The organism is Streptomyces sp. NPDC088554 (assembly GCF_044752945.1).
Taxonomy (GTDB): domain Bacteria; phylum Actinomycetota; class Actinomycetes; order Streptomycetales; family Streptomycetaceae; genus Streptomyces.
In genome coordinates, this window is sequence record NZ_JBIVMF010000006.1 from 37,578 (window position 1) to 49,879 (window position 12,302).

Annotated in this window: 12 protein-coding genes; 3 read left to right on the plus strand and 9 right to left on the minus strand. The window is 71.6% G+C overall.

Annotated elements, in window-relative coordinates; genetic code table 11:
- Positions 1-319 precede the first annotated feature (319 nt).
- On the plus strand, positions 320-1,495 hold the full coding sequence (locus ACIP8W_RS09045; protein WP_402202611.1) for a glycoside hydrolase family 18 protein: 1,176 nt from the start codon (positions 320-322) through the stop codon (positions 1,493-1,495).
- A 68-nt stretch (positions 1,496-1,563) separates the two neighbouring features.
- On the opposite strand, the gene ACIP8W_RS09050 is transcribed toward ACIP8W_RS09045, so the two are convergent.
- The 3 genes from ACIP8W_RS09050 to ACIP8W_RS09060 all read right to left on the minus strand — a co-directional run bounded on the left by ACIP8W_RS09050 (position 1,564) and on the right by ACIP8W_RS09060 (position 4,112).
- A complete protein-coding gene (locus ACIP8W_RS09050) occupies positions 1,564-2,232 on the minus strand; it encodes a TetR/AcrR family transcriptional regulator (RefSeq protein WP_402154815.1) in 669 nt (222 codons plus the stop codon).
- An 86-nt stretch (positions 2,233-2,318) separates the two neighbouring features.
- On the minus strand, positions 2,319-2,489 hold the full coding sequence (locus ACIP8W_RS09055; RefSeq protein WP_401949615.1) for an SCO1431 family membrane protein: 171 nt from the start codon (positions 2,487-2,489) through the stop codon (positions 2,319-2,321).
- Positions 2,490-2,747: 258 nt separating this feature from the next.
- Complete coding sequence (locus ACIP8W_RS09060; protein WP_402202496.1) at positions 2,748-4,112, minus strand: peptidase C39 family protein; 1,365 nt, start codon at positions 4,110-4,112, stop codon at positions 2,748-2,750.
- Positions 4,113-4,278: 166 nt separating this feature from the next.
- Here ACIP8W_RS09060 and ACIP8W_RS09065 point away from each other — a divergent pair, with 166 nt between their 5' ends.
- Together ACIP8W_RS09065 and ACIP8W_RS09070 are read left to right on the plus strand one after the other, a co-directional pair.
- Positions 4,279-4,908, plus strand: coding sequence for a uridine kinase (locus tag ACIP8W_RS09065; protein ID WP_401949620.1), 630 nt, complete (start codon positions 4,279-4,281; stop codon positions 4,906-4,908).
- A gap of 361 nt (positions 4,909-5,269) precedes the next feature.
- Positions 5,270-7,159, plus strand: a complete 1,890-nt coding sequence (locus ACIP8W_RS09070) for an AAA family ATPase (RefSeq protein ID WP_401949622.1) — start codon at positions 5,270-5,272, stop codon at positions 7,157-7,159.
- Between the two features lie 156 nt (positions 7,160-7,315).
- Here ACIP8W_RS09070 and ACIP8W_RS09075 read toward each other — a convergent pair whose 3' ends face one another.
- The 6 genes from ACIP8W_RS09075 to ribH form a co-directional block, all read right to left on the minus strand.
- Positions 7,316-8,359, minus strand: coding sequence for a hemolysin family protein (locus ACIP8W_RS09075; RefSeq protein WP_401949624.1), 1,044 nt, complete (start codon positions 8,357-8,359; stop codon positions 7,316-7,318).
- Positions 8,356-9,834 (minus strand): hemolysin family protein, encoded by a 1,479-nt coding sequence (locus tag ACIP8W_RS09080; protein WP_401949626.1) that lies wholly within the window; start codon positions 9,832-9,834, stop codon positions 8,356-8,358. Before ACIP8W_RS09080 ends, ACIP8W_RS09075 begins: the two co-directional genes overlap by 4 nt.
- Before the next feature lie 197 nt (positions 9,835-10,031).
- Complete coding sequence (locus tag ACIP8W_RS09085) at positions 10,032-10,505, minus strand: PH domain-containing protein (protein ID WP_401949628.1); 474 nt, start codon at positions 10,503-10,505, stop codon at positions 10,032-10,034.
- A gap of 44 nt (positions 10,506-10,549) precedes the next feature.
- Positions 10,550-11,398 (minus strand): ATP phosphoribosyltransferase, encoded by an 849-nt coding sequence (gene hisG, locus ACIP8W_RS09090; protein ID WP_401949631.1) that lies wholly within the window; start codon positions 11,396-11,398, stop codon positions 10,550-10,552.
- A 60-nt stretch (positions 11,399-11,458) separates the two neighbouring features.
- Positions 11,459-11,731, minus strand: a complete 273-nt coding sequence (locus ACIP8W_RS09095; RefSeq protein ID WP_401949633.1) for a phosphoribosyl-ATP diphosphatase — start codon at positions 11,729-11,731, stop codon at positions 11,459-11,461.
- Positions 11,732-11,744: 13 nt separating this feature from the next.
- Positions 11,745-12,251: a 6,7-dimethyl-8-ribityllumazine synthase gene (gene ribH / locus ACIP8W_RS09100; protein WP_401949636.1), complete on the minus strand. Its 507-nt coding sequence runs from the start codon at positions 12,249-12,251 to the stop codon at positions 11,745-11,747.
- Positions 12,252-12,302 lie beyond the last annotated feature (51 nt).

The following is a 12,302-nucleotide window of genomic DNA, read 5'->3' on the forward strand; positions in this document are numbered from 1 at the left end:
GCCGCCGACTGGGTCCGGGGTCTCCCCGAACGGCGATCTGTCCGGCCGATGTTGCCTTCCCGGATCGCGGGGAGAGGCTGATCAACGGCTGTGGCGGGTTGAGTATGCCCGATCGGAGTCCGTCCGTCACCAGGGGAAAGGCAGGGAAAAGGCCCCTCGCGGCGGGCCCGGGACGGCCGCGGGATGGTTCGGGAGGGCCGGGACGGTGCGATGCTGGGGCCATTGCCCCCGACTCTTCCCTCCCCCCACGAGGAGCCCTGTGTCCAAGCTCTCCCACCGCCGTTACCGGCTGGTTGCCGCCGCGTGTGCCGCCCTCGGCATGACCCTGCTCGCCGGAGCCTGCGCCGCGCCGCCCGACCGGTCCGTCGACGACGCGGCCCCGGCCGCCGCGAACGGTCCCAAGGTGGTCGGCTACTTCACCAACTGGAGCGGCTACGACCGTGATTACCACGTCAAGGACATCGAGACCTCGGGGTCGGCGGACCGGCTCACCCACATCAACTACGCCTTCGGCAATGTGACCGGCGGGGCGTGCGCGCTCGGTGACGCCTTCGCCGACTACGAGAAGGCGTACCCCGCCGCGAAGAGCGTGGACGGCGAGGCCGACGCGGCGGACCAGCCGCTGCGCGGCAACTTCAACCAGCTGCGCAAGCTGAAGAAGCTGCACCCGGGTCTCAAGGTCATCTGGTCGTTCGGCGGCTGGAACTGGTCCGGTGGGTTCGGTGAGGCGGCGAAGGACCCGGCCACCTTCGCGAAGTCCTGCCGCAAGCTGGTCGAGGACCCGCGCTGGGCGGATGTCTTCGACGGCATAGACATCGACTGGGAGTACCCCAACGCCTGCGGGCTGTCCTGCGACACCAGCGGCCCCGCCGCGTTCGGGAAGCTCGCGAAGGCGCTGCGCACCGAGTTCGGGAAGGACGCCCTGGTCACGGCGGCGATCACGGCCGACGGTTCGAAGGACGGGAAAATCGACGCGACGGACTACGCGGGCGCCGCGAAGTACTTCGACTGGTACAACCCGATGACGTACGACTACTTCGGCGCCTTTGAGCCGAAGGGTCCCACCGCCCCGCACTCGGCGCTCACCTCGTACGAGGGGATCCCGACCGCCGGCTACCACTCGGATGCCGCCATCACCAAGCTCAAGGGCCTCGGCATCCCGGCCGGCAAGCTGCTCCTCGGCATCGGCTTCTACGGCCGCGGCTGGGCCGGTGTGACCCAGAAGGAGCCGGGCGGCGCGGCCGGGAGCGCGGCTCCCGGCACCTATGAGGCGGGTGTCGAGGACTACAAGGTCCTCGCGAAGCGCTGTCCGGCCAACGGTACGGTCGCGGGCACCGCGTACGCCTTCTGCGACGGCCAGTGGTGGAGCTACGACACCCCGGAGACGATCGCCGGGAAGATGGCGTACCGCAGCGAACAGAAGCTGGGCGGCACCTTCTTCTGGGAGCTGAGCGGGGACACCCCGAACGGTGAGCTGATCAAGGCCATCCGGTAGCCCTCCTGCCGGGCGGATGTCCGGGGAGGGGGCGGGGGAGGCGTTCTCCCCCCGCCCCTCCCCCGTGGTCACGGGGTGTCCCGGCGGCCCGTGAAGGGGTGCCAGTCGGGGTCGGGCGGGGGCGCCGGGCACTCGGGGGCGAACTCCTCGATCGTGTCCAGTGTGTGGCGCAGCATCCGTACCAGCAGGTCGCGCGGGATCTCGCGCTGGAGTTCCTCCCGGTACTCCAGCCATTCGAGCGTGAGCCACTCGACGCTGCTGAGCCAGCCGAGCAGCGCGAGCCGGGCGATGGGCGGGATGTCGTGGTGGCCGTACGCGCCCTCGGCGACAGTGGAGACCAGTCCGGTGCGTACGGCGTCGCGGATCTCCTGGACCTGGGTGTCGAAGCCGACCCCGCCGGTGATGATGGTGCGGTACGCGGCCTCGTTGTGCTGGGCGAAGCGGAGGTACGCGTCGACCGTGCCCCGGACGCGCAGGGCACGGGGGAGTTCGGCGCCGCCGGCCGCGAGTGTGACGAGTTCCGCGACGGAATCCTCGACAATCGCGAGATAGTAGCCGCGCTTGCTCTTGAAGTAGTAGTAGATCAGCCCTTTGGCGACGCCCGCGTGGTGCGCGATGTCGTCCATCGAGAGCGCGTCGTAGGACGTGTCGGCGAACAACTTCCGCCCGGTTGCGATGAGTTCGGAGCGCCGCGCCTGCGATCGTATGGAAGAACCACGCTGTTGACTGCTATTCACATTCGCGTCCTGGTCTCCGGCTGCCACGGAATTCCCGCAAGAATTCCCGCAGTATCGCAGAGACACGAGGAGCACTTGTGAAGTGGTTACAGAAGTCCGGTGTGCGAGACGAGGACGGCCAGCAGGACGACCAGGGTCCAGCCGAGCAGCTGCTCCAGCAGCTGCGGCCCGTCGTCCTTGGGGCCTCCGGTGCGGGCCCGGTCGCGGACGCGGTCGAGGGAGGCGCTGACGGTGGTGAGGGCGGCGGTGGCGGTCATGGGCTCTCGCTTGCGTTGAGTACGGCGGTGGACACCCCCCGGGCCACCGTCCCCCCGGTGGCCCCCTCACAGTGCCAGCGAAACCGGCCCCGGGGCAGTGACCTGGGCCACTGCCCCGGGGACCGGCCCCGTCCCGGCGTGCGGCTGCGGGGGCGTACCGTCCGGAATGTGCCGGACGCCACAGCCGTCGGGCCCGCGCGTCCGGCCCGGCCGGACGGCCCGGCCGGACGGGCCGGCCGGACGGGCCGGCCGGACGCGTCAGAGCAGGCCCACCGACCGCAGGGCCGTGCGCTGGGCCGACGAGGGCTCGGCGGGCCAGAAGACGTAGCAGACCCCGCCCGTCCCCGACACGACCTTGCCCGTGGCGTTGTACCGCTTGGTGCGCAGCCAGACCGTCTCCCACTCCGCGCGGCGGTAGACCCGGCGTACGGCGGGGTTGTCCGGCGAGTTGGGGTCGTTGGCGATCACATCGCCGTCGGCGGTGAAGCCGATCAGCGTCATCAGATGGCCCGAGGTGCCGTACCCGGCCCCGGTCAGCTCCTCCTTGAGGAAGGACTGCGAGGTGATGAGGGGGATCCCCGCGCGGATGAGCGTCTCGGCCTCGGTGAGCGAGCCGAGCCGGGTGACGGCGGAGCCGATGTCGCGGTACGTGGCGGCGTACGCGGCGCTGAACGGCCAGTTGCCGCAGCCCTCGTACTGGTAGTCGTAGGTGTACCGGGCCGCGTGGCAGACCTGCGGGTCGGCGAAGGCGGGGTTCACCCAGGCGAGCTGTTCGGCGGTGGGCCGCCGGCCCCAGTACTCGATGATCATCTGCGCGGAGGTGGGACTGCACCACGCCTCGCCGCCGTTGTCGTACTCCGGGTACTGCCCGATGTGGATCTCCTGCGAGTAGCGGGGCACGGACAGCTCGCGCGCGAGCCGGGGGGTGGAGGCGGGGACGGTGAAGCGGTCGGGGACGTCCGAGGCCATCGCGCCGACCCGGTGGACCAGCGGTGTGAGCCCGCTGCCCGGCCTGCGGTGGAGCGTGAGCCGCAGCAGGTACGAGACGAGGCGCTCCCCGCTCGCCGGGGCGTCCACCGCCCAGGTGTCCGTCCAGACGCTGGAGCGCCCGTCGCTCTGGCCGTCGAGGGAGGTGCGGCGGATGTCGTCCTCGCCGTCGCCGGAGGTCCAGCGGCCCATCACGTACCAGGGGGTGTCGGTGCCGTCGGCGTACCGGCCGCTCAGCTCGATCCGGAGCCAGGTGCCGGACGGGGTGTGCGCGTTCCAGGAGGCGATCACCTCGGTGGCGGGGACCCTGGAACGGTGCCGGGGCGAGGTCCAGGTGGCGTACTCCCAGGTGGTGACCTTGCCGGTGTGCGGATCGGTGTAGTCGGTACGGCCGGCCGGCTCGGCGATCACCAGCGCGGGCCGGGCCCCCGCGACGGCCCGGGTGCCCTCGGTGGTGCCCGCGCTCCAGTCCGCGTACGAGGTCCAGAAGGCGTTGTCCACGAGGGCCTCCGGGAGCGGAGGGGGCAGCGGGGGCGACGAGGCGGCGTCGGCCGGGGCGGCGCCCGCCACCCCGGTGGCGGCGGCGACCGCGAGAGCGGTGGTGAGGACGGTCCTGCGCGAGGTGGGACGGATCATGGGGGCCTCCGGGGGACGGGGCTGCTCGGGCAGTCGTTCACTATCCCGGTAGCGGGCGGTCTCCTGCCACCGATTCGGGCCGCGTCGGCCGGGCAGTACCGGCCCGGCGGTACGGGCGGGGCGGCGCGCTTCGTGCGGCGGCGCGGTTCCTTCGTACAGTGGCCCCATGGACTCCCTGACCGGCACCGCCGAGACCCTGCGCGCCCTGCCGCCCTCCTGCGGTCCGGTCCGGCTGATCGCGGTCGACGGCCACGCGGGGTCGGGCAAGAGCACCTTCGCGGCCCGGCTCGCGGCGGCGCTCGGTGGCACTCCGGTGCTGCGGCTCGACGACCTCGCGACCCACGAGGAGCTGTTCGCGTGGACGGAGCGGCTGACGGAGTGCGTCATCGGGCCGTTCTCCCGAGGCGCGACGGCATGGTATCCGGCGTACGACTGGACCGCGCGCCGCTTCGGCGCCCCACGCGCCCTGCCCGCCTCCGCCGTCGTGGTGATCGAGGGAGTCGGGGCCGGGCGGGCGGCCCTGCGGCCGTATCTCGCGCGGCTGCTCTGGATGGACCGGGGCGCCGAGGAGTCCTGGGACCGCGGGCGGCGGCGCGACGGACCCGCCCAGTCCGTTTTCTGGGACGGCTGGACAGTGGCAGAGACACGCCACTTCGCCCTCGACCCGTCCCGGCCTTTCGCCGACACCCTGGTACGTGAGAGGCAGAAGGGGTACGAGGTGCTCCCGGGGCCTCATGCCACGGCCGGACAGGATCCGAACGTCACCCACGGTGATCACCTTCCGTCTCCGTACTGAGCGGCCGGCGATCGGTCCGGGCCCAGTGCCCAACTCGGCTTGACCGGGGGGCGGGACAGGTCTTACGTTCTTAATGTGCGGCTTTTCGGAGCCGCCGCGGACGCGAAGCCCCCGGTTGTTCCCCCGTGATCGGGGGCTTCGTTCCGCCCCTCCGCCGCCGTTCCCCGCGTGCCGCGCCCCTCCCCCGCTCACTTTGGGTCACCGGCCGGACCCCGGACGGCGCCCTTAGTCGCACACCCTCTGCGCAGGTACGATGCCTCTCGGTGCGGTCAATTCCCGTCCGCGACACAGTGGTTCAGCACGCTGCCGACGGGCGCCCGCCCGGCGGGACATCACGGGGGCACGGTTTGTGGGGGACCTGATGGAAATCGGCACGCAGGGCACCGGTGCCCCGGCCGACCTCGCCTGGGTGCGCGGCGTGGACGCCTACACCATGGGGGCGTACCCCCAGGCGGAGGAGGAGTTCGGGACCGCCGTACGGCTCGACCCCGGGATGGCCGACGGCTGGCTCGGGCTGCACGCGCTGCGTGTCGACACCACCTCGGCCCTGCTCCACATGTACCGCCACCGCGACCGCTTCGGCGAACAGCGCTCCCGCCACCGTCGCACCCTCAACTCCTGGTACTGGCTGGGCTGGTGGGTCCAGCCGCTGCTGGAGAGCGGCCGCGATCTGCTGCTCGCCCACGCCTCCCACTGGCTGGACGGCCGCCATGTCCCGGACCTGGACCGGGCGTTGGCCGGACTGCCACCGGTCGACGCCGATCCGCAGGTGCGCTTCCTGCACGCCTGCCGCGCCTATCTGGTCAAGGACTGGGACCAGTTGGTGCGCCACACCGAACCGCTCGTCCACGACCCGCTGCTGGGCATCGAGGCCGGACTCTTCGGCGGCATGGCCCGGGTCCGGCTGGAGATGTACGGACAGGCCGAACCGCTGCTCGCCACCTCGCTGATGCGCTGCCGCAGCGAACAGCCCCAGCGCAAGGAGCTGCGGTACTGGCTGGCCCGCGCCCACGAGGGCACCGGCCGCAGCGCCGCCGCGCTCCCCCTGTACCGGGCCGTGCACCGGCTCGACCCCGCGTTCATGGACACCGCGGCCCGGCTCGCCGCGATCACCGACTCCGACGGATACGAAGGCCCGGACGACCCGATGGGCCTCGCCTCCGTCGCGCTGGCCGGGCTCGGCCAGGACACCGTGGACAGCTCCGAGGCCCAGACCCAGCCCATCGAGACGGAGAGCCCGCTCGGCTCCGACCTGCCGTTCGGCGGCCAGGCACCGCCGGGACCACCGCCCGGCGGCCCGCCGTCCACCACCCCCGAACCCATCCGGGAGAAGGCCCCGCCCGCCCCCGCCCAGCCGCCGCCCCCGCGCTTCCCCCAGGGCCCCACCGATCCCGCGCTGCTCGCCGACGCCCTCGCGGAACTGGAGCGGATGGTCGGTCTGGAACCGGTGAAACGCCAGGTCAAAGCCATCTCCGCACAGCTGAACATGGCACGGCTACGGGCGGGCGAGGGCCTTCCCGTCCAGCCGCCCAAACGCCACTTCGTCTTCTCCGGCCCCTCCGGCACCGGCAAGACCACCGTCGCCCGGATCCTCGGCCGTATCTTCTACGCCCTCGGCCTGCTCGGCGGCGACCATCTGGTCGAGGCCCAACGCGCCGACCTGGTGGGCGAGTTCCTCGGCCAGACCGCCGTCAAGGCGAACGAGCTGATCGACTCGGCGATCGGCGGGGTCCTCTTCGTGGACGAGGCGTACAGCCTCTCCAACTCCGGCTACAGCAAGGGCGACGCGTACGGTGACGAAGCCCTCCAGGTCCTCCTCAAACGCGCCGAGGACAACCGCGACCACCTCGTGGTCATACTCGCGGGCTACCCCGAAGGCATGGACCGGCTGCTCGCCACCAACCCCGGGCTCTCCTCGCGCTTCACCAGCCGTGTCGACTTCCCCAGCTACCGCCCCCTCGAACTCACCGCCATCGGCGGCGTACTCGCCGCCGAGAACGGCGACGTCTGGGACGACGAGTCCACCGACGAGCTGCGCTCCATCAGCGGCCATGTCGTCGACCAGGGCTGGATCGACGAACTCGGCAACGGCCGCTTCGTCCGTACCCTGTACGAGAAAAGCTGCGCCTACCGCGACCTGCGCCTCTCCGGCTACACCGGCCGCCCCACCCGCGCCGACCTGGCCACCCTGCGGCTGCCGGACCTGATGCAGGCATACGGCGAGGTCCTCTCGGGCCGCAAGGGCGGATAGCGCGCGGTCCGCCCCCGGCGCCCCTTCGGCGAGTGGACCGAAGGGGCGCGCCGCTGTCGGAAAAGGAGAGCGCGCGGAGGTTCGTGAGGAACGAGCGAACCGAGCACGGTCGGCTGTCGACAGCGGCAGGAGCGCCCCGGAGGCGAACCCCGAGCCTTAAACAGCGGCCACCTTGTGCGAGGGGTCCCGTACCTCTCCCACCAGCATTTCCAGTACGTCCTCCAGGGCCACCAGCCCCAACACCCGCCCCGACGCGTCCGCGACCTGGGCGAGGTGGGTGGCGGCCCGGCGCATCACGGTGAGCGCGTCGTCCAGCGGGAGTTCCGCCCGCAGCGTCGCCATCGGCCGCCAGACGTGCTGCGGTACGGCCCGTTCGCGGGCCTCCAGGTCCAGGACGTCCTTGACGTGCAGGAAGCCCATGAAGGCACCGCTGCCCTCCGCGCAGACCGGGAAGCGGGAGTAGCCGGTGCGTACCGTCAGCTCCTCGATCTCGCGCGGGGTGACCGCCGGGGTGACCGCCACCAGTGAGGCGCGGGTCAGGAGCACATCGGTGACCGGTCGGCTGCCCAGCTCCAACGCGTCCTCCAGCCGCTCCTGCGCCTCGGGTTCGAGCAGTCCGGCCTGGCCCGAGTCCTCGACGAGCCGGTTGAGCTGCTCACTGGTGAACACCGCCTCCACCTCGTCCTTGGGCTCGACGCGGAAGGCCATCAGCACCAGCCGCGCGCAGGCCCCGAGTCCGGCCGTCACCGGACGGCAGAGCCGGGCGAAGCCGACCAGGGCGGGGCCGAGCCGGAGCGCGGTCCGCTCCGGCGCGGCCATGGCGAGGTTCTTGGGGACCATCTCGCCGATGACCAGGTGCAGGAAGACCACCAGCGCCAGGGCGATGACATAGCCCAGCGGATGGATCAGGCCCTCCGGCATGTGGACCGCGTGGAAGACGGGCTCCAGCAGTTTCGCCACGGTGGGTTCGGCGACGGCGCCGAGGGTCAGGGAGCAGACGGTGATGCCGAACTGGGCTGCCGCCATCATCTGCGGCAGATTCTCCAGGCCGTGCAGCACCTGCCGGGCCCGCGCCGAGCCGAGCGCGGCATGCGGCTCGATCTGGCTGCGGCGTACGGAGACCAGGGCGAACTCCGCGCCGACGAAGAAGCCGTTGGCCAGGACCAGCAGGAGGGCGAAGGCGAGTTGCAGGGCGCTCATCGGGCGCCCTCCGCCATGGCCGCCAGCTCGGCGGGGACCGCCTCGGGAAGCGCCTCGGGCACCGCCCGGTACGGCGGGTCGGCGGGGACCTCCTCGGCCGGCGGGTCCGCGGGAACATCGGCCGGGACGTCCGTGGGCCGGTCGGACAGGACGCCCACCGGGGCGTCTGCGGTCCGTACCAGCCGGACGCGCTCGGCCCGGTAGCGGTCCACCTGGCGTACGGAGAGCCGCCAGCCGGGCAGTTCCGCCCGGTCGCCGGGGGCCGGGATCCGGCCGAGCAGCTCGGCGACCAGTCCGGCGAGGGTCTCGTAGGGCCCGTCCGGTACGTCGAGGCCGATCCGCCGCAGGGTGAGCACCCGGCAGCTGCCGTCGGCCTCCCAGACGGGCCTGCCGTCCTCGGGGGCGACGGGGGTCGGGTCGGGGTGCCCGTCGCCCTCGGCGTCGTGCTCGTCGCGTACCTCGCCGACCAGTTCCTCGATGATGTCCTCCAGGGTGACCACCCCGGCCGTGCCGCCGTACTCGTCGATCACGACGGCTATCGGCTGCTCGCTGCGCAGCCGCTCCAGCAGCTGCTGTACGGGCAGGGTCTCGGGCACCAGCAGCGCCGGGACGGCGATCCGGCCGACCGGGGTGCGCGGTCGCTCCGGTACGGATACGGCGAGCGCGTCCTTGAGGTGCACCATGCCGACGATCTCGTCGATGCGCTCCCGGTAGACGGGGAAGCGGGACAGCCCGGTGGCACGGGTGAGGTTGAGGACGTCCGCCGCGGTCGCGTCGTACTGGAGCGCGCTGACCTTCACCCGGGGGGTCATGACGTGCTGCGTGGTGAGCCGGCCGAGCGAGAGGGTCCGTACGAACAGGTCGGCGGTGTCCTGTTCGAGGGTGCCCGCGCGGGCGGAGTGCCGGGCCAGGGAGACGAGCTCGCCGGGGGTGCGGGCCGAGGCCAGTTCGTCGGTGGGCTCGACGCCGAACATTCTGACGAGCCGGTTGGCGACGGTGTTGAGCAGGGTGATCACCGGCCGGAAGACGGTGGCGAACCGGTGCTGGGGCCCGGCCACGAACCGCGCGACCTGGAGCGGCCGGGAGACCGCCCAGTTCTTGGGGACGAGTTCGCCGATCACCATCTGGACGGCGGAGGCCAGCAGCATGCCGAGCACCACCGCGACCCCGGGGACGGCCCGGGCCGGCAGGCCGGTCGCCAGGAGCGGCCCGTCCAGCAGCTGGGCGAGCGCGGGTTCGGCCAGCATGCCGACCACGAGGGAGGTGATGGTGATGCCCAGCTGGGTTCCGGAGAGCTGGAAGGAGAGTTCCCGCAGGGCCCGTACGACGGACCGGGCGCGGCGGTCGCCCTCGGCCGCCGCGCGTTCGGCGTCGGGCCGGTCCACCGTGATGAGGCCGAACTCGGCTGCCACGAAGAAGCCGTTGGCCAGAATGAGAAGGAACGCTGCGGCGAGCAGCAGAAGGGGGATGGTCATGCCGCCGCCTCTTCGAAGGGGGCGGCGCAGGTACTACCGGATGATCCGTCCATTGCTGGAGGGAGTCACTCCTCGTGTCGCAGGTGCCTCGCGGGCCGGACACGGCCGTCGCCCGCGGGGCGGGGCGCGCTCGGCGCCTCCGCGACAAGAGTAATCACGACAGGGCGTGCGGGGCAGTGCGCTCGGAAGACCGGTGATCAGCCGCCGCTGCCGGAACCCGCGATAGCGCTCGCGGCCCGGGACTCCGCGAGGGCGCGCAGGGCACGCGCGTCGCGGATGGCCTGCTCGGCGGCGATACCCGGCTGGATGCCCATCGCCGCCAGGCTGCTGCCGTCGCTGAGGTCGAGGAGGACCCAGGCGTCGCCGGACCGCAGATTGACCCGGACGATCTCGGCCCAGTCCAGTCTGCGGCTGCGCGTGATATTGACGACGGTCACCCCGGTCTCGTCGGCGACGACCTTGGGACGGCTGAGCAGTACCAGTACGCCGAAGAATCCCACCGCCGTGAGGATGAAGCTCAACCGCTCCCCCGGGTTCAGCTGCTCCAGCAGCAGAGCGATGGCCGTGATGACGATGCACATGACCGCGCCCACGGTCAGCAGTACGGCCCGGGTACGGGTCGGCCGGAAGGTGACCGGCAGCGTGGGCAGTTCGGGCTGGGGCGCGGACATGGGTTCTCGTCCTCCCGGAGTGGGGTCGGAGCCGGTGGGGAGCGTCAGAGCCGGCAGGCGTGGATGGCCGTGGTGAGGATGGCCCGCGCGCCCAGCTCGTACAGATCGTCCATGATCCGCTGCGCCTCCTTGGCCGGGACCATCGCGCGGACCGCGACCCAGCCCTCGTTGTGCAGCGGGGAGACGGTCGGCGACTCCAGGCCCGGGGTGAGGGAGACGGCGCGCTCCAGGTGCTCGGCGCGGCAGTCGTAATCCATCATCACGTACGTACGGGCGACGAGGACGCCCTGGAGGCGGCGGAGGAACTGCCGTACCTTCGGCTCGTCGGCGTCCGCGCCGATACGGCGGATGACGATCGCCTCGGAGGTCATGATCGGCTCGCCGATCACCTCCAGCCCCGCGTTGCGCAGCGAGGTGCCGGTCTCGACGACATCGGCGATGATCTGGGCGACGCCCAGCTCGATCGCGGTCTCGACGGCGCCGTCCAGGTGGACGACGGAGGCGTCGACGCCGTTGACCGCGAGGTGGTTGGCGACGATTCCCTCGTACGAGGTGGCGACGGTCATCCCGCCGAAGTCCTCGACGCCGCCCGCCGTGCCCGGCCGGGTGGCGTAGCGGAAGGTGGAGCGCGCGAAGCCGAGGGGGAAGATCTCCTCCGCCTCGGCCTGCGAGTCCAGCAGCAGGTCCCGGCCGGTGATGCCGATGTCGAGCCGGCCGGAACTCACATAGATCGCGATGTCGCGGGGGCGGAGGTAGAAGAACTCCACCTCGTTGTCCGGGTCGACCAGGACGAGTTCCTTGGACTCCTTGCGCTGCTGGTAACCCGCCTCATGGAGCATCGCCGACGCAGGTCCCGAGAGTGAACCCTTGTTGGGAATCGCGATGCGCAGCATGAGGTGGGGTTCCTTTGCACGAGAGGGTGGACGGAAGGAGCGGTGATCCCGGGTACAGGCTCAGAGATGGGCGTACACGTCGTCGAGGGAGATGCCACGCGCCACCATCATCACCTGGACGTGGTAGAGGAGCTGGGAGATCTCCTCGGCGGTGGCTTCCTTGCCCTCGTGCTCGGCGGCCATCCAGACCTCGGCCGCCTCTTCGACGACCTTCTTCCCGATGGCGTGCACGCCTTTGCCGACGAGTTCGGCGGTGCGCGAGGTGGCGGGGTCGCCCGTGGCGGCCTTCTGCTGGAGCTCGGTGAACAGCTCCTCGAACGTCTTCTTCGGCATGATGGGGGTCACTTTAGCGGCCCGCTCCGGACGTCTGGCGCCAGGGTTCGGCAATGGTGCGCAGGGTGGTCGCGGTGGCGACGGCGGCGGTGACCGCTTCGTGCCCCTTGTCCTCGTGCGACCCTTCCAGACCCGCGCGGTCGAGCGCCTGTTCCTCGGTGTCACAGGTCAGTACGCCGAAGCCGATGGGCACCCCGGTGTCGACCGAGACCTGGGTGAGGCCCTGGGTGACGCCCTGGCACACGTACTCGAAGTGCGGGGTGCCGCCCCGGATGACCACGCCGAGGGCGACGACCGCGTCGTATCCGCGTCCGGCGAGCACCTTGGCGACCACCGGCAGTTCGAAGCTGCCGGGGACGCGCAGCAGGGTCGGTTCGTCGATGCCGAGGTCCCGCAGCGCGCGCAGGGCGCCGTCGACGAGACCGTCCATGATCTGCTCGTGCCACTGCGCCGCGATCACGGCGACCCGGAGGTCTCCGCAGTTCTTCACGCTCAGTTCGGGTGCGCCCTTGCCGCTCACGTCTCTCCTCGGGGGTCGTGCCTGCTGAGTTGGGTGCTGAGTTGCCTGGTG